Origin of the sequence: Silvibacterium sp., from assembly GCF_047605705.1 — a bacterium.
Taxonomy (GTDB): Bacteria; Acidobacteriota; Terriglobia; order Terriglobales; family Acidobacteriaceae; genus Silvibacterium.
Window position 1 is genome coordinate 1 of sequence record NZ_JASGFD010000076.1, and the last position, 17,230, is coordinate 17,230.

Here is a 17,230-nt window from a genome sequence, read left to right on the forward strand (position 1 = left end):
CCGGGGCAGTGCCGACCTTGAGCTGGTGTTCTCCGGCGGTGGCGCCCTGCGCCATCATCTGTACCGTGGTAAACAGCTTCGCGCCGGAAGAGGCGCTTACCTCGTAGGCACCCTCCTGCACGGATGCGATATGGAAACTGCCATCGGACTGAACGCTGCTCGAAGCGGAGCTCAGTCCATCCTGCAGAGGCAGGAGCGTCACGCTCAGCGGCTGCGGAAGCGGCTCGCCGTGCGCCATCCCTATCTTGCCGGTGATCGCAGCCAGCGTGCCTGCAGCTCCCGCCGCTATAGAAGCATTGCCGGATGTCGCGTTGATGGCCGCGCTTCGATCTTCTCCGGTGCCGGGTTCGTGCATGTCGAAGGTGTACTGGCCGGGAGCCATGCTGGCGAGATCGATGGTCACGTTCTCGCCGCTGTCGTGATAGTCGGCCGTGATGCCTTCGAGAGGAAAGTCCTGCCCGAAGACGTTCTCATGCAGTCGGCCGATCTGTGGGCCCCGTCCGCTGGCATCCTTCGGCATGGTCAAGCGGACGTGCACGGCAGGCACGGCGTGCATGCTGAAGTTCACCTCCGTGTGATCGCCCGCCTTGAGTGGAATCGGCGTGGCCGCGCTCGCATCGGTTGTGTCCGGATAGTAGGCAGTGGCATAGGCCACGTCGAGCGGCGATTGCGGCGTGTCCTGCGGAGGATCGGCCACCAGCGCGACGGTGGTGTTTCCCGGCAGCGGGGTTAGGTAGCTGCGGTGCGTGTCCGTTGCATACCAGGGATGCGCCGTGGCGACGAGGTAGTAAACGCCCTCCGGCAGCCGCGGAAATTCATAATGTCCGAAATCGTCGACCTGCTGCGATCCCACCCGCAGAATCTTATCCCGGCCGCTCTCGCTCTCCTGCCGGTAGAGGCTCACCGAGCCCATGGTCACGGTGTCTCCGCTGTCGTCGGTGACGGTGCCGTAGAGCGTTGCCAGCGGCTTAAGTTCGACGCGCATGTCTGTAACTGCAGTCTCTGTGCCGATGACCACCGCGGCCTGCAGTTCTTCATGCGCGAGATATCCGCTCTGCAGGTAGCCTGCATGCGATGCCGCAAGATTGTAGCGTCCGGCAGGCACGTGCGCAAAGAGGAAGCGGCCGGTGGCGTCGGTCACCACGTCGACTACGGTCGCGGTCTGCCCTGCCTCTGGATTCGCTGCGGTGAGGGCCAGCTCGCAGCCCGCAAGCGGCTGCCCGGTCGCGGCGCTCACCACGACACCTCCAACAGCATGCGAGGCCTGCTGCGCGATCGCTGAAAGGGAAGCGAGGATCAAGAGTCCGGCCATCCACCTGGAGGCTGTTATAAGGCGCGTGCTCATTGGGAGCCACTCCCGCCCGCGCTTCCACCCGAGGTATGAATCACCTCGAGATCGGCGTGGGCCGTGCCGTTGGCCTCTACCTTCACCGTCTGTCCCTTGCCGGCAAACTGCGCCATCTGCTGCGCGTCCGAGGGCGAGATGTCCTGTGGCGTGTCGAAGGCAAGCACCTGATAGCTTCCCGGTGGAATGCCGCGATGCTTGAACGCTCCCTCGCCGGCGATATCCCACTGCATTTCCTGTACTGTGGGGAACTGCGGTACGAAGTAGACGAAGACCTTCTCCTGCTGAGCCCGATTGGCTGCCTGTCCCCCGGCAGGAGCCGATGCGCCTTGTCCGTCACCGGAGGCAGGCTGACCGTTTGCGCCGTCGTGCACCGTGCCCTCAATGGTGCCTCCATCGCCGCGCTGCGTGATCTCGATGGGGTGTGCCGCGCCGCCCGCGCCCACCACCAGAAATTCCGAGCCCAGCTCGGCACCGCCCTGCGATGCAGAGTTGATGTAGCCCGATAAGGGGCGGGCCACGAGCCGGTACCGGCCCGGCAAAACTCCCGGCATCTCGTACAGGTCCGCGTCTTCTGACTTCGAGACGTGGTGCAGAAACATCAGGGACGGTTCTTCGATGAACATGGAATCCGGGATCAGGGTTATCAGAACCCCTGCTGCGATGATCGAATCGTCTCCGCCTCCCATGATGCCGACGCCGTTCCCGTTCTTTGGATCGAACTCCCGATGCACGCGAACCTGCAGAGGAGCCAGCGGCAGCACGGAAGCCCGGGTGGTGATGGGCGCTCCGGCGACAGTGAGGTCCACGGAGCCGACTGCCTCTCTGCCGCGGACCTGCACGCGGTAGCGGCCATTCGGCAGGCTGAGTTCGAGCGCGCCCCGGGCTGGATTCCAATGCGCGCTCTCTTCGACCCTGCGGCCCGCAGCATCGAGAACAATCGCGCCGTAGCCGCTCTGCTCCGCCGGCCCGGCGGGCAGGATCGTAACCGGATAGAACGGTTGCCGCGCCAGCTGGAAATCGGATTCGGCCTGCTGGCCGGGCTGCAGCGTGAGCGTGCCCGCCGCTTCGGCATCGGTCACGCCGGGATAATACTGCGTGCCGTAGCCTGTGCTCGTCGCTCTGCCTGAAGCAGCTTCGTGATGGACCGGCTCAGTCTGCAGAAGGTAATCGGCCGGCGCGGGCAGTTCGCCGAAGCGGAACGCGCCTTCGCTGTCTGTCTCCACGGATTTTGTCAGCACCCAGCGGAGATAGCCTTTCACTACATGGTGGGCATAGAGGTTCACCCGCACGCCGTCGGGATCGTCGTCGGCAGCGAGCGTTACCCGGCCACTGATGCTTCCAAATGGGATCAGTGTGAAGCTCAGCGGAGCCATGCCCGCGGCAATGTGTATGGAGTTGCCGACAGCGAGTGTCGCGGTCTCGTGGCCCGGCATGTGATAGCCCGGCCGACGCAGTTCGATAAGGGTATCGCCCGCAGGCAGATGCAATTCGAAGTGCCCGTCATTGTCGGTGAGCGTCGCATCCTCGTGCGCGTTCACCAGGACTCTCGCGATGGGCTGGTGGGAGACGCCGTCGACCACCGTGCCCTCGACCGTGATGGGCGCGTCCGCGTCCTGCTGCGCATGGCAGAAGGGCTGGACGAGACCGCACACGAGCGCGGCAAGCCATAAGCCTCGATTGCTCTTCAACCTGGAGAACACGGGAGCAGATTCCTGCGGCCATTGTCCGAGGCGGATGGAAACGCGTCCAGTTATTTTTTCCTAAGAGGAATAAAGAGCAGCGGGCGCACGCCGTGCGATCCCGGGAAGGCGAAGCGTGAGGTTGCAGGTTCTCCGTTCCGATGCGAAAGGGTGCCCCATCCAAGCTTGGGGGGAAGGCAGGGATCTTGGCCTGCTATTCCGCTGCGGAGCGGACAAACAGCAGGTTCCTCCGCTGCGCGGCCTGCGGCCGCTCCGGTCGGAATGACAACAGGAGCTTGAGGGAGACCTGTTTACGCCAGCGCGCCTTCAGTAAAGGCGCTCGCGGGCAGCTCGAGTTCTTCAGCGTCGGCAATGGGATCTGCCTGGCGGGCATCGCGCTCGGTAAAGAACTTCTCGATGACGCCAAGAACCGCTTCGCCCTTGCGCTGCTCGTAGATGGCTTTGCGCAGCGCGCCGCCACCGGAGACGCCGTGGGTAAACCAGGTGGCGAACTGCTTCATCTTGCCGACCACCTCGCGTCCGCTGCCGCCCACGCCGTTCTCGTCCGGAGCCTCGGCGGCGATCAGCATTTCGAAGTAGGTGCGGATCATGCGATAGCGGTCCAGTTCGGTCGGCTGGTCGTAGCGGCCGGTGGCCGTGTACTGCGCAATCTGGCGGAAAACCCAGGGGTTCGACGGCGCGGCGCGGCCGATCATCACCGCATCGCAGCCAGTCTCGGCGACCATCGCTGCGGCGTCCTCGGGCGTGCGGATATCGCCGTTGCCGATGACAGGGATCTTCACCGCATCCTTCACCGCGGCGATCCACTCCCAGCGCGCCTGGCCGGAATAGCCCTGCTCGCGGGTGCGGGCGTGCAGCGCGACGGAGGCGAGGCCCATGTCCTCGGCCATCTTCGCCAGCTCCACGCAGACGATGTTCGAGTCATTCCAGCCCATGCGGAACTTGACGGTGAACGGAATAGTGACGGCCTTGCGCACCTCGGCGAAGATCTTCTGGATGTGCGGGAGATCGCGCAGCAGGCCGCTGCCGCCGTTGCAGGCGACAACGCGCTTGGCCGGGCAGCCCAGGTTCAGGTCGACCATGTCGAAGCCGGTGTCCTGGATGATGCGCGCGGCATCGGCCAGCGTGGCCGGGTTCGAACCGAAGATCTGGGCGGAGATGGGGTGTTCGTCGTCGTAATACGTCAGGTACCGCTTGCGCTTGGATTCGCGCATGCGCGAGAGGCCGTCCGCGGAGGTGAACTCGGTCATCAGCAGGCCACAGCCCGACTGCTGGTTCGAGATCTCGGCGTCGACGTCGCTGGTGGCGACGTCCCCGGCCGTTTCGGACGTGAACAGGCTGGCATTGCGGATGAAGCGGCGGAAGACCGTATCGGTGACGCCTGCCATTGGCGCGAGCACCGTCGCCGGGGCCACCTGCACGCCGCCGACCGACAGCACCGCGGGCACGCGCGCCGTCTCCGGCATCGCATGCTCGATGGGGTCGTCCCAGTCCTTCTTCATGACCTGCTTTTTCATACGCTTACAAGCGAAAGCCCCCGCCGCAGCGGAGGCTTTCCGAATGCGTGATGCGCGGGCTTAGTTGGCCGCGGTTTCCGGCTTCGCGTACTTGCGGCGGAAGCGCTCGATACGGCCGGCGGTGTCCACGAGCTTCTGCTTGCCCGTAAAGAACGGGTGGCAGGCCGAGCAGATTTCGACGTGGATGTCGCCCTTGTGGGTCGAGCGGGTCGCGAAGCTCTCGCCACAGGCGCAGACGACGCGAATTTCGTTATTGGTGGGATGGATTCCGGCTTTAGGCATGGCTCTCGTTAAACCTTTCCTGCAATTCTCCTATTTTAAGGGCGATTGCTTTGTCGTTGCAAGAATTGGATTCGAGAAAGGGCGTAAAGATTCAGGCCGGCTGGGCTTGTGCCCGGCTGTTCCGCCGCTGGTGGTGGACAGAATCTGATAGGGCCAATGCCAGGCAAAGCGGATGGCATAAAAGGAAATAGCCCACCTGCTTGGCGGGGCACGCCCGTAGCTGAAACGCGCCCCACCCATCCGCCATAAAAATTTCTCAGCTGCTCGTAGCTGTCGCAATCGGCAGATAGATATTGAAGCTCGCAGTGTAGCCGGCCGAGTCGCTGCCGCTGAGAGTCAGCAGCGTGGTGCCGTCTTCCTGCTCGGAGTAGACGCGGTCGGTGGCGTTGGTCGTGGAGTTGGTGCCCTCGGCGTCGTAGGGGGAGACGGAGGTCGCGAGCGTATCGATCAGGTCCTCGTCGAAGAAGACCTGCATGGTATTGGTGGCGCCGCTCGAGGAGTCGTCATAGGTCGAGCGCAGCCGGAAGTGAATGTGCGTGGTGCGGCCCGAGTACCAGCCGGGGATGATCGTGGTGAAGCTGACCTTGCCGGTCGAATCGGTGATCTGGTAGCCGCGCAGCCAGCTTTCGTCCGTGGTGGATTCGCTGGACTCAGCGGAGTAGATCCCCGACGCGTTGCAATGCCAGATGTCGACCTGCACGTTTTCCATGGCGGCACAGCTGTTTTCCGTGTCAAAGACGTAGAGCGTCAGCGTGAGCCCGACGCCGGACTGCGAGCTGGTGCCGTCCAGGTTGGTCAGGATGTTGCTGCGGTTATAGCCCGAGGCGCTGTCGTCGACAAAGTAGGGGCCTTCCTCGCCTTCGAGCGTTTCGCTGCATGTGGTCGCCGTGGTTACATTCACCGATACGGCAGACGAGGTGCTGCTCGCATAATCGGTGCTGCCTGTATAGGTCGCAGTGAGCGAGTGCGTGCCGGTGCTCGAGAAGCTGGTGGAGAGTGTGGCCGTGCCGGAGCTGAGCGTGCCGCTGCCAAGAGAGCTCGAGTCGTCGTAGAACTTTACAGTGCCGGTGGCTGCGGAAGGCGAGACGGTTGCCGTGAGCGTGACGGATGTGCCTTCGTTGACGCTGCTGGATGAGGCCGAGAGCGATGTGGTGGTTGCAGTCGCGCTGTCGCTCGATGAGGTGGTCGATTCCTTGCCGGTAGAGCCGCAGCCGGCTGCGACAGCGAGTGCGCTCATGCCCATGAGGCGCATCGCGGCGCGGCGATTGACCACTTTCCATACGGCAAGCCGGGGATCGAGGGGAGGGCACCATTCATGATGATCCTCCCCTTGTTCTTCCGCGGCTTGTTTGTTCCTGTGTTCGGTTTCACTGCTCATTCGCTACCTCCGTGCTGAGCTCTTTCAGCAGCCACTAGACGGCGGCGAAAATGGTGACGTTCGCTGAAAATTCATGGAAATACCATGGCAGCGCTTCATTCCGTTCACGCGGAAGGAGAGGTTGCGCTACCCTTGGCATTCCGCTGCAGGAAGGACCTCGTACGCCATGAAAATTGCCGCTCTCGCGCTCTGTCTCCTGCCCTCGCTGGCTATAGCCCAAACGTCAGCACAGGCCGCGCCGCGGGCCGACGCGAGCTACATCGCGCCTGACGGCACGGCACATGTCTCGCGCATTGTGCCGGTGCCGACCACCATTAGCCCAGAGGCGCAGAAGATGCTGGCGAAGCCCATGTCTGACGCGAGAAAGCCGCAAACACTGGCCGAACGTCGCGCAGGGACGAATGAATGGCAGGCGCGCGCCGGGGCGGCGTCGAAGGCTGCTTATCCGGTCGATATCCAGAAGGACACCCTCGCCGGTGTGCCGGTATTGCGCGTGACGCCTCCAACTATCGGCGCGGGCAAAGAGGATCGCGTGCTGATGTGCGTGCACGGCGGCGGTTTCAATGTCGATTCCGGCTCGCTGACCGAGAGCATCCCCATCGCCAGCCTCACGCAGACGCGCGTGGTCTCGGTGCTCTATCGCCTTGCGCCGGAGCATCCGTTTCCGGCGGCGGTCGATGACACCATTGCCGTCTATAAAGAGCTGCTGAAAACCCACAAGCCGGGAGAGATCGCGCTCTATGGCACCTCGGCCGGAGCGATCCTGACCGCCGAGGTGGCTGCCCAGATGAAGAAGCTGGGCTTGCCGATGCCTGGCGCGCTCGGCGTCTTCTCCGGTCTGGGTGATTTCAGCCAGCCGACCGACTCCATCAACATGTACGCGCTAAACGGTCTGTCCGGACCGCTCTCACCCTCGGAACCCGGTGCCTTCGACAAGGAATACATCACATCGACCGATCCGAAGAATCCGGTCCTCTCGCCGCTCTATGCTGACGTGCACGGCTTCCCGCCGACGCTTTTTATCACCAGCGGACGCGACGCCGAGCTGAGTGGAACGACCATCCTGCAGCGGCATTTCTATGAATCTGGCGTGGATGCGCCGCTGATTGTCTTCGAGGCCCTGCCGCACGCCTTCTGGAACGACGTGAGCCTCCCAGAATCGCGCGAGGCCTACAAGGTGATGGCGGATTTCTTCGACTCGCGGCTGGGACGGTAGGCCTCACGCCAGCAAAATTCGTTGTCATTCCGACCGGAGCGAAGCGCAGTGGAGGAACCTGCTGTTCTCTTTGCTTTGGCAGATATCCACATCTTTCCAATGAGGCGAATTTGGAATTCTGCACCGAATCTCAGGATTTTCCACCCCGCGCAGAGTTCCTCTCGGCCTGCGATACTGGATAAGTCATGACTGAGCCCTGTCCCAAATGCGATGGCATGGGCATGGTGGTCGTTCTCAAGGACGATGGCCGCCGTATTGCCGAGCGCTGTGACTGCCGTTTCGAGCGGCGGCGGCTCTCGCTTCTGGGACGGGCCGGTATTCCCAAGCGCTATGAGCATTGCGCGCTCGAGACCTACGCCCTGTTTCCGCAGGCGGACTCCTCGCTGCGTGCAGCCTACATGATGGCGCAGCGCTTCGTGGGAGATTATCCGCTGGGCACCGATGGCAGGGGTCTGCTGCTCACCGGCTCCATCGGCGTGGGCAAGACGCATCTGTCCGTCGGCATGCTGCAGGCGCTCATCACCGAGAAAGGCGTGCGCGGTCTTTTCTGTGATTATCGTGAGCTGCTCAAGGAGATTCAGCACTCCTACAACCCGCAGGTGGCGACCACCGAGCTCGATATCCTGCGCCCGGTCTTCGAGGCCGAGGTGCTGGTGCTCGATGAACTGGGTGCTTCGAAGCCGACCGAGTGGGTATGGGATACGGTCGCGCACATCCTGAACACGCGCTACAACGACAAGCGCACGACCATCATCACGACGAACTATCCTGACGCGGCTCCGGGTGGTGCAGGCGGTGCTGCCACCGGCGCGCAGCGCGCCATGCGCGAAGAATCACTCGGTGATCGTATTGGCGAACGCATGCGCTCGCGCCTTGCCGAGATGTGCGTGACCATCGAGATGCGTGGCGACGACTTCCGGCAGAAGGCCGGACGCGCCCGCTTCGCCTGACTGCTTCGCGCAGGGCGAATCGCCTTCGGCACGCGCTCCCGCTGGTCGCGAATGAAGCGTTTCTCTGTTGCCTAACTCGATAATTTCTTTCCTCGTTCAGGATTGCTATCTTGGCTGCACCCCCATATGTCCAGATAACAGGCCGGTGTTTCTTGCTCAGAAAGTTCGTATCTGCCCTTTCGTGTGTCTCTCTTCTCTCTGCCAGCACCTGCCTTGTAGCGCAGGATAAGTCCGCCTCGCCATCTCCGCCTGCTCCTGCGGGCACGGCTCCGAACGCGCAGCCGCAACAGCCACCCAAACCGAATACCCTGCTGGACGGTACGCCGATCAAGTTGAAGCTTGGCCGCACGCTATCTTCCGCCGACGCCAAGGTGGGGGACGAGGTGGATTTCGAGGTTTTGGAAGAAATCCGTGTCGATGGACAGGTGGCGATTCCCAAAGGCGGACTCGCATTGGCGACCGTCACGGAAGCCGAGCACAAGAAGAGCATGGGCCGGGCCGGCAAGCTCAACGTAAATATCGACAGCGTGCGCCTTGTCGACGGAGAGAAGGTCGCGCTGCGCGCTACCGAGGGCGGCAAGGGCGGAGGCCATGTCGGAGCCATGACGGGCGCCATGGTGGCGACGGGCATCGTGTTCTTTCCTGCCGCGCCGCTCTTTCTGTTTATTCACGGCAAGGACGTCACCATTCCCAAGGGAACGGAGGTCACTGCCTATGTCGATGGAGACCTGGTGATCGATATGGCGAAGATCAGCCCTGCATCGGCTCCTGCCACGGTTGCCCAGGCTGCGACATCGCAGCTCGCCATCGACGCCAACGTGCCCAACTGCGATATCGAAGTCGATGGAGCATTCGTCGGAAACACGCCGTCGCAGATCTCGCTCGCATATGGAAAGCATGAGATCGCGGTGAAGAAGGCAGGTTATGAGGCGTGGACGAAGTCCATGATGGTGTCTGGCCCGAGCATCCATCTGCAGGCACAGCTGACAGCCTCCAGCGCCGCGACCACACCTGCCCCATCGCAGGAGAGAAAGCAGGAGTAGCTCTTCTTACTCCAGCACCATCTCCGCCTCTGCGCGTCCCGTCGTCGTCAGCACGACGGCGGCAGCGAGGATCAGCGCGCCTCCGGCCCACACCCATGGGCCGAGGCGGTCGCCCATCAGTTCCACGCCAAGGATGGAGCCCAGCGCAGGCTCGATGTTGAGGAAGACGCCTGCGCGTGAGGCCGGTACGCGGCCGATGCCCCAGTTCCAGAGGAATGTGGTGACAGCGGTGCAGAAGAGCCCGCTCATGACGAGTGCGAACCATGCCCTTCCTCTGACGGCGTGAACCGGCGGCCAGCCGGCGAAGGGAACGACGATGAGCGCCAGCATGATTACGCCCGCGAGAATGCCCCACGAGGTGATCGTGAGCGCGGCATGGCGCTGCATCAGGTGGCGGTTGATTAATAGAAATCCAAGCGCGATGATCAGCGAGAGGACAACGAGCAGGTCGCCCGCAAGTGTCGGCCCATGTCCTGCCATCTGCTGTCCGCCGCCACGCACGCTGCTGAGGGTGATGAGCGTGACCCCCGCCGCGGAGCCGGCAAGTGCGAGCCATCCCTTGATATCAAGATGTTCGTGCGTGAAGAGAACCGCCCCGACCGCAAGGATCACCGGCATGGTTCCCACCATGAGCGCGGCATGGCTGACGGTGGTCAGCGAAAGTCCCCAGAACTGCAGCAGGAACTGGACCGGAATCCCGAGAAAGCTTGCCAGCAGGAGCAGCTGCCACTCGCGGCGATTGAGCCTGGGGCGGCGCATCAGCGGCACCAGCCCGAGCAGCGCGAAGAGGAAGCGGTAGAAGACCATGTGGCCCACGTTCATCGCCGTGAGCGCGATCTTGCCGAAGTAGAAGCCCGTGCCCCAGAGCGCTCCCGCCAGCGCGCAGGCTCCATAGCCGAGCGCGGTGCTCGTCGAGCGGGATGGTAGAGTTTGCGATGCGGCGGGCACAGGTGCTTCCTTCAGTGGGAGAGTGTGCTTTCAGGATATCTGCTTCGGATGTCTGTTTCGCGCAAAACGAAGAGAGCGCTGGTGAGGGCGCTCTCTCTGTGCTTGTGATGTGGGCCTTTGGTCATCCCACGTCTCAGAATCGAGACGTGGGGCACCCGGGGTTCTCCAGGAACAGGCGAGGATCAGGGTGCCCCGTCCAAGCTTCGCTTGGGCGGGAGGGTGCAAATTCAAGCAGGCAAAACCGCAGGTTCCTCCACTGCGCGAGACAAAAGACGTCTCGCTTCGATCGGAATGACAGCAGTTTTTCTGTCTGCCATCCGCAGACCTCGCTCGCGATCAAAGGGAGCGGAGGCCGAAGGCGAGTCGCCCTGCGCGCAGCAGCGTCCGCCTGGACGGCCAGTCCTACCAGACGGAGCAGCGGGTGGCCAGGGCCATGGGCTGTCCTGTCTTGCAGGCGAAGGCTTTCTGGAACTGTGGCAGGTTGACGACCACGCCGTTCACGCGGAACTCTTCGGGTGAGTGCGGGTCGGTCTGCACGCGGAGCTTCAGATTTTCGGGCCGGTTGTTCTGGCACCAGCCCTGTCCGTAGGAGACGAAGAACTGCTGCTCGGGCGTAAGTCCGCCGTATTCGGGTTCACCCTTCTTCGTTGTGTCCACGCCTGCTTTCTGCGCACGGTCGAGATAGGCAAGAAACGCAAGCTTGATGCCGCCGAGATCGGCAAGGTTTTCGCCCAGCGTGAGCTGTCCGTTCACGTGCAGATCGCCTACCGCGACGAAGCTGTTGAACTCGTTCACCACGCAGTCGGCGCGTTCGGTGAACTGCTTGCCGTCTTCCGGAGTCCACCAGTTGAGCAGGTTGCCCTTGGCGTCGAACTGGCGGCCTTCATCGTCGAAGCCGTGCGTAAGCTCATGGCCGATGACGCCGCCCGCGTCGCCGTAGTTCACCGCATCATCCTGCTTCGCGTCGAAATAGGGAGGCTGCAGGATGCCGGCCGGGAAGTTGATGTCGTTCATCTGCGGGTTGTAGTACGCGTTCACGGTCGGTGGACTCATATCCCACTCGCCGTGATCGACAGGCTTGCCAATCTTCGCGATCTCGCGGCGCGTCTCGAAGCTGTCTGCGCGCTGGGCGTTGCCGAGCGCGTCACCGCGCTTCACCTCGAGCGAGGAATAGTCGCGCCACTTGTCGGGATAGCCGATCTTGTTGGCTACGCCGTGCAGCTTCTCCTTGGCGCGCACCTTCGTCTGCGCGCTCATCCATGAGAGCTGGTCGATATCGCGCTCCATGGCGGCTTCGATATCCTTCGTCAGCTCGAGCGTGCGGGCCTTGTCCGCCGGGCTGAAGCGCTGCTCTACGTAAACCTGGCCGAGCGCCTCGCCGAGCGCACCGTCGACGGCGCGTGTGCACCGCTTCCAGCGCGGCTGCTGTTCCGGCTGGCCGGAGAGGATGCGTCCGTAAAAGGCAAAGTCTTCTTCGTCGAGCGCATGGGGCAGAGCGGTCGATGGCAGCTGGCGGATCGCTGTCCACCGCAGGTAGGTCTTGAGGTCGTCGAGGCTGGTCGTGCCCAGCAGCTTGTTCAGGGCTTCGAAGTAGGCCGGTGTCGTGACGTTCAGCGACGTGACTGTGGGCGTGTCGACGCCATGCAGGAAGCGGTCGAAGGCGAAGTTAGGCAGCGAGCCGTCGAAGGCCGTGAGTTCCGTCTTGTGATACACGTTTTGCGGATCGCGCCGATCGACAGTGCTGAGGGAAGCGGCGGCCAGCGCCGTTTCCAGGCGCAGCACGGTCGCGGCATCGGTGGCTGCCTTGTCGCTGCTTTCGCCCAGCAGCACAAAGCTCTTCGCAATGTGTTCCTGATATTGCTGGCGCAGCTTCACGGAGTCGGCATCGGTGCGGTCGTAATAGCCTTTCTCCGGCAGGCCGAGCTGCTGCTGATCCACTTCCGCAATCACCTGGGTCGCGTCCTTGTAGTCCTGATCGCTGCCAAAGTTGAAGAAAGAGGAGATGCCCTGTGCCTGCAGCCATCCAGTCAGAGTGGCCAGGTCCTGCTTTGAGCTGAGAGCGTCAATCCGCGCGAGCACGGGCTGGATCGGCGTCAACCCGGCGCTATCGATGGCGGAGGTGTCCATGCATGTGGCGTAGTAGTCGCCGATTTTCTGTTCGTTCGGCGTGCGGCCTGCGTTGTTCGCGGCGGCCTTCTCCAGGATGGCCTTGAGCACCAGTTCGTTCTGATCCATCAGCTCGGAGTCGCGTCCGTAGCTGGAGCGGTCGGCAGGGATAGGGTTCTGCTTCAGCCAGCCGCCGCAGGAATACTGGTAGAAGTTCACGCAGGGATCGACGCTGGTGTCCATCAGTTTCGGATCGAGCGCCTTGAGTGTCTTGGCTTCGGGCGCAGACTGCGCATGCAGGGCGGGAGCGAGGGAGAGGGCGAGTGCCGCGGCAGCCAGCCGCGCGGGAAACGGCAGAGTCATACAAAACCTCGGGAGTGAAGAAAGCCGTAAGCGATCGTGCGGGAACCGTTTGGAAATCGCTTTTGGGCAAGTCTAACAAGCGAAGCACTGCTCCGGCACCCGGCCCGCGCCACCCTGGCACCCGTCCTGAAGCGCTACGGCAGGCGAGGAAAATCGTCTCGATTTGCCACCGGCGTCCGCTCCGCAGAGAATGCTGTTCATGGCTGCCCGCCTGTCCTGGACATCTCCTACGCTTCCGGCTTTTTTCGCTCTGCTCGCGCTCGCGCCGACGCTGCACGGAGCCGCTGTCAAAATGGACTCGAAGGCCCGTGTGGCGCAGGATATGGCGCCGGCGGTGCGAATCCCCGTGGAGCCTCTCGGCTTTTCGGCTCCGAGCCGCTTCTATCTCACCGCCCGTTTTTCCTCCTTGACCCTGGACTTCATCGACGCAGACCACCTGCTCTTCACCTTTCGCAAAGGGGGCCTGCTGCAGCGCGAGCCGAATGACCCCAATGACGACATGGACCAGATCATCCACGCGCTGGTGCTGGAGGCGTCGACGGGCAAGGTCGTCAACGAGACGGTCTGGCGGATGCACGATCGCGAGGCATACCTCTGGGCGCTCGGCGATGGCAAATTCCTCGTGCGGCAGCGCAATCAGCTCTACCGGACCGACGAGAAGTTGCAACTGCGTCCGTTCCTGCACACGGACTCGGAGATCCAGGCAATCAGTGTGTCGCCCACGCATCGGCTGATGGCGGTCGAGTATGCGAAGTACGAGCAGGAGCCGCAGACGGAGAAAGCGCCCGAAGCCGACGCCGCCAAGCCGATGCAGGCCCCCACGCTCGGGCCGGACGCGCCTCACCTGGATGCGGAGCTGCCTCAGACGGAGCGGCATAAGTCGACCGACATCCTGATCGTGAAGCTGCCCGAGGCGCAGGCGATCGCCCGCACGCACACACGTGCTCCAGTGAACCTCCCCATGCTGGCGGATGGCCTGGTGATCGCGGTCGAAGGCACGAAGCCTGACCAGTGGGTGGTGCAGACCTCGCCGTTTCATGGTGAGAGCGCAAAAATTGGCGAGATGCAATCCGCGTGCGCCCCCACGCTGACCGCACTGAGCGAAACCGAAACGATGGTCACAGGCTGCCCCGGAGGAGGAAGCGACCACTCCGTGACGGTCTTTTCCACGATGGGCGGTGTCCTCTGGCAGGATCGCTGGCAGCCACGCTACATCTGGCCGACCTTCGCTTTTGCGGAGAATGGGACGCGCTTTGCCTACGGCTCACTCGAGATCAATCACGCCGTCAGCACGCTCGATCCGGTCGGTGAGGACGATGTGATCGGTCAGCCGGTGGGCGTCTTCGACACGCAGACAGGCAAGCTGGAGCTGGTGAAGGCTGCGTCGCCCGAGATCAGCGCCGGGCACAACTACGCGCTCTCAGCCGATGGGCGCGAATTCGCCATCCTGCGCGAGGGCGCGATCGAGATCTACCATCTGCCGCCGGCTCCCGGAACGCCGCCCCAGCTGACGCCACCGGCCCAGGCCCACAGGTAGGGCATAGTAGGCTCTATTGCTTTGGAAAGAAGCGAGCTCCTAATGCGAAGGCACCGGCAAGGACCGTGACAATCGCTCCAAGAAGAGCCCAGAGCTGACTCGTTTTCAAATTGGTGAGCAGCTGTCCGACGGTGATCTGAGATGGGTCAATGGCGGGCGGATGTGCTTCCTGGTTTTGCAGGCTGTTTTCTTCCACCTTCTGCTTCCAGCTGGAGAGCACCCCGTTGAATTCGATAGAGGTGAGCGAGCTGGTGCTGAGTGGCAATCTTTGCACATACCAGTCGTATCCATGTTCGAGGAGGCCTTCTTCTTTTACTCCTGTTTGAACAATCACCAGGAGAGGAATATGCGAGGTGTATGCCATGGCCGCCTCGATCTGGTTCCATGGAGTCGACAGGCATAATTCTGAGAGTTGGGTTTGGCGAGGGCCGCCTCGCATCTCGATTCCCGAGGGGAAATAGGTTCGCTCTAATGCGATGATGACGGCTCCCGTGCAGCGCTTCATGAGGGTTGTCACCGTCCTAAGGGGAGCATCGACGCTGAACGTGTCTCTTCCCACAGTGTGGGGTATAAGTCCCTCTGCTCGGAGGCGTGCTTCTACCGCACACACAAACTCTTCTTGTTGCGGGCCGGACGTACTGCCAACGCTGACGAAGATGTGCTGCTCGGGAGGCATGCGGCAGAATGCTACATCGAGCGCAATGGAAAAGCTCTAAAAATAATCTCTTGTCTTTGCGGTGCACCTTTCCTCCTTCTTCGGTGCCTTCACTCCTCGCAGCTGCGAACTTCAGCGTCTGCTTCTGCCCAGCCCGCCTTCCAGGCGTCCGAGGCGTCGATCGGGATTGGACAATTGCTCCAGCGGGCCTCGTATCCATGCAGGTGTTCGATGCGTATCCGCTCCCGCTCTTCGATGGAGCGGAGTGCCGCGCTCTTCCTGGCCGTGCGATACGGGTCTGCTTCTCCGTAGGAGGTCATCATCGGAGGGAGCGTCCGAGGCGTATCCGTGCGTACAGCATGGTTCGGAATGATCTCGGCATCGAGATCGGGACTCATGCAAAAGTGGGTGCGCTCCACGGAGTTGAGCTGCGATTCCTCGGGCCTCGAGGCAATCGTCTTACCGCACACCCTGCAGATGGAATCGTAGTAACGGCTGAACTTGTTGAATCGATGAACAAAACCTGGGTTGGAGCTGAAGATGATCATCCTGGGAATCCAATCGATGCAAAGACCGCAAAAATGCGCATGCATGGTCACAGGAGCAGGCTGTGGTTCCATGCAGTCAGAGCAAAGACGTCCAGGGGGAGTGGAAGGCGGGGAGGGCAGGGCCTTCTCGGCGTCGGGTTCATCTTATCCGTGCCCGATGGACAACACGGACGATCTTCTTCCATCGCCGGCGCCGTTGTTTGTCCGGTCAAAAAGGCCGCAGGTTATCGCTTAACGCAATTCCGAAAGATGATCTCCCGGCAGATTGGGGCGCAGGAGATCGATGCGTGCGTCAAATTTAGTAGGAGTGGTTCGAAAGACCTTCCGCTTCGGTGCTCGGAATCACGCAGGGGTGGCCGCGTTCAAGGAATTCGAGCTGCGCTTCCCGGGGAGCGGAAGCGACCGTGGTGCCGCAGGTTCGACAGATCGAATCGTAGTTCGAGCTGAAGCGATTCAAGCGCCGGATAAAGTTGGTGTTAGTCGTCGACAGAATAGCCAATTTGGGGGTCTCCGGAAGCTTGGATGCGCAGGGCCGCAAGCAGATCATAGCGAGTCCAAAGCGCATTTTGAGTAGGGCGATATCACCGGCGATATCTTCAAAAAAGCGGGCTATTTGGGAGGATTTTTGATCCTGCGGAAGCCTGTTTCGAAGGGGATGGGCTGCAGAAAGACGTTGCAATCCAGGCTCTATATCCCAAATGGGAGACGCGGCCCTCAAGGCATTCGGGATAGGCTTTCGCCAGCATTACCCTAAGCGGGGCCAATTTTGACAAGATTGGCCCATTTTTTTCTTTGGATTGTTCCTTTCCGGCGCGCCTGTCTCTTCTTTCCCGGAGGCGCATTGTGTTCGCGGGATTCTGCCCCGAAAGCACCTCCCTAAACGCCTCGTTGACCCGCCAGAGTTGGCTTCCTACAATAAAAGAGGAGTCGTCTATACACAATGAGGTAATCTCGTCCGCTGGAGCGATCACCCCTGTTCCGGCGTAAGGTGAGTGAAGGGGACGCCATGCCGTCGGATCTGCGAATCAGCCCGCGAGAGCGGCTGGTTCTCACGTCGATCATCGAGAGCTACATTGCCACCGGGCAGCCGGTCGGCTCGGGCGCGGTCGCGCGCCAGCTCGGAAACAAAGAGGGCATGAGCGCGGCGACCATCCGCAACCTCATGGCTTCGCTCGATGAGGCCGGGCTGCTCGATCAGCCGCATACCTCGGCCGGACGCATTCCCACCCCGCAGGCATTTCGTTTCTACGTGGAGCAGCTGGCCTCGCCGGCGCGGCTGGGACCGCTGGCTCCGGAACGCATCGAGCAGATTCACGGCACCTTCGCCGGGGTAAATACGAGCCAGCAGTTCCTGGAGAAGACTTCGCATCTTCTGGCACTCATTTCGAGCGGTGTGGGCGTGGCCGTCTCCACGGCATCCGAGACCTATACCCTAGAGCACATTCATTTTTCGCGGCTCGGCGCAGGGCGCGTGCTGGCGGTGGTGGTCACCATGGAAGGCACAGTGCAGGATCGCGCGCTTGCGCTCGACCGCGATCTTTCGCTTGCCGAACTCGAGTTCTCCTCGCGCTACCTGAATGAGAACTTCCACGGCTGGGCCATCAACCGCATCCAGGCGGAGCTGGCGCGGCGGCTCGAG

The 17,230-nt window shown here is 62.2% G+C and carries 14 protein-coding genes and 1 pseudogene; 5 read left to right on the forward strand and 10 right to left on the reverse strand.

Annotation, left to right across the window (positions count from 1 at the left end; translation table 11 throughout):
• The 5 genes from QM649_RS18750 to QM649_RS18770 all read right to left on the reverse strand — a co-directional run.
• A partial coding sequence (locus tag QM649_RS18750) for a carboxypeptidase regulatory-like domain-containing protein (protein WP_415200604.1) occupies positions 1-1,300 on the reverse strand: 1,300 nt, incomplete at its 3' end.
• A gap of 41 nt (positions 1,301-1,341) precedes the next feature.
• Positions 1,342-3,048 carry an MSCRAMM family protein gene (locus QM649_RS18755; RefSeq protein ID WP_415200605.1) on the reverse strand — a complete coding sequence of 569 codons (1,707 nt, stop codon included), beginning with the start codon at positions 3,046-3,048 and terminating at the stop codon, positions 1,342-1,344.
• A gap of 290 nt (positions 3,049-3,338) precedes the next feature.
• The gene (dusB, locus tag QM649_RS18760) at positions 3,339-4,550 is read right to left on the reverse strand and encodes a tRNA dihydrouridine synthase DusB (protein WP_415200606.1); all 1,212 of its coding nucleotides are present in this window, start codon (positions 4,548-4,550) and stop codon (positions 3,339-3,341) included.
• Positions 4,551-4,625: 75 nt separating this feature from the next.
• The gene (gene rpmE / locus QM649_RS18765; RefSeq protein WP_415200607.1) at positions 4,626-4,847 is read right to left on the reverse strand and encodes a 50S ribosomal protein L31; all 222 of its coding nucleotides are present in this window, start codon (positions 4,845-4,847) and stop codon (positions 4,626-4,628) included.
• 256 nt (positions 4,848-5,103) lie between these two features.
• Positions 5,104-6,225 (reverse strand): Ig-like domain repeat protein, encoded by a 1,122-nt coding sequence (locus QM649_RS18770; protein WP_415200608.1) that lies wholly within the window; start codon positions 6,223-6,225, stop codon positions 5,104-5,106.
• Positions 6,226-6,391: 166 nt separating this feature from the next.
• On the opposite strand from QM649_RS18770, the gene QM649_RS18775 reads away from it, so the two are divergent.
• The 3 genes from QM649_RS18775 (at position 6,392) to QM649_RS18785 (ending at position 9,434) form a co-directional block, all read left to right on the forward strand.
• Positions 6,392-7,441: an alpha/beta hydrolase fold domain-containing protein gene (locus tag QM649_RS18775; RefSeq protein WP_415200609.1), complete on the forward strand. Its 1,050-nt coding sequence runs from the start codon at positions 6,392-6,394 to the stop codon at positions 7,439-7,441.
• 185 nt (positions 7,442-7,626) lie between these two features.
• Complete coding sequence (locus QM649_RS18780) at positions 7,627-8,391, forward strand: ATP-binding protein (RefSeq protein ID WP_415200610.1); 765 nt, start codon at positions 7,627-7,629, stop codon at positions 8,389-8,391.
• A 152-nt stretch (positions 8,392-8,543) separates the two neighbouring features.
• Positions 8,544-9,434 carry a PEGA domain-containing protein gene (locus tag QM649_RS18785; RefSeq protein WP_415200611.1) on the forward strand — a complete coding sequence of 297 codons (891 nt, stop codon included), beginning with the start codon at positions 8,544-8,546 and terminating at the stop codon, positions 9,432-9,434.
• Between the two features lie 6 nt (positions 9,435-9,440).
• On the opposite strand, the gene QM649_RS18790 is transcribed toward QM649_RS18785, so the two are convergent.
• Together QM649_RS18790 and QM649_RS18795 are read right to left on the reverse strand one after the other, a co-directional pair.
• Positions 9,441-10,382, reverse strand: a complete 942-nt coding sequence (locus tag QM649_RS18790; protein WP_415200612.1) for a DMT family transporter — start codon at positions 10,380-10,382, stop codon at positions 9,441-9,443.
• Positions 10,383-10,784: 402 nt separating this feature from the next.
• A complete protein-coding gene (locus QM649_RS18795; protein WP_415200613.1) occupies positions 10,785-12,851 on the reverse strand; it encodes a M13 family metallopeptidase in 2,067 nt (688 codons plus the stop codon).
• A gap of 199 nt (positions 12,852-13,050) precedes the next feature.
• Between QM649_RS18795 and QM649_RS18800 the strand changes: the two genes are divergently transcribed.
• Entirely contained in the window at positions 13,051-14,388 is a 1,338-nt protein-coding gene (locus QM649_RS18800) for a hypothetical protein (protein WP_415200614.1), read from the forward strand.
• Positions 14,389-14,401: 13 nt separating this feature from the next.
• Here the strand turns inward: QM649_RS18800 and QM649_RS18805 are convergent, their stop codons facing one another.
• The 3 genes from QM649_RS18805 to QM649_RS18815 all read right to left on the reverse strand — a co-directional run bounded on the left by QM649_RS18805 (position 14,402) and on the right by QM649_RS18815 (position 16,090).
• Complete coding sequence (locus tag QM649_RS18805; RefSeq protein WP_415200615.1) at positions 14,402-14,893, reverse strand: hypothetical protein; 492 nt, start codon at positions 14,891-14,893, stop codon at positions 14,402-14,404.
• A gap of 260 nt (positions 14,894-15,153) precedes the next feature.
• Positions 15,154-15,591 carry a hypothetical protein gene (locus tag QM649_RS18810; protein ID WP_415200616.1) on the reverse strand — a complete coding sequence of 146 codons (438 nt, stop codon included), beginning with the start codon at positions 15,589-15,591 and terminating at the stop codon, positions 15,154-15,156.
• Positions 15,592-15,889: 298 nt separating this feature from the next.
• A complete protein-coding gene (locus tag QM649_RS18815) occupies positions 15,890-16,090 on the reverse strand; it encodes a hypothetical protein (protein WP_415200617.1) in 201 nt (66 codons plus the stop codon).
• Positions 16,091-16,597: 507 nt separating this feature from the next.
• Here QM649_RS18815 and QM649_RS18820 point away from each other — a divergent pair.
• Positions 16,598-17,230, forward strand: a pseudogene (locus tag QM649_RS18820) (heat-inducible transcription repressor HrcA); the annotation flags it as partial.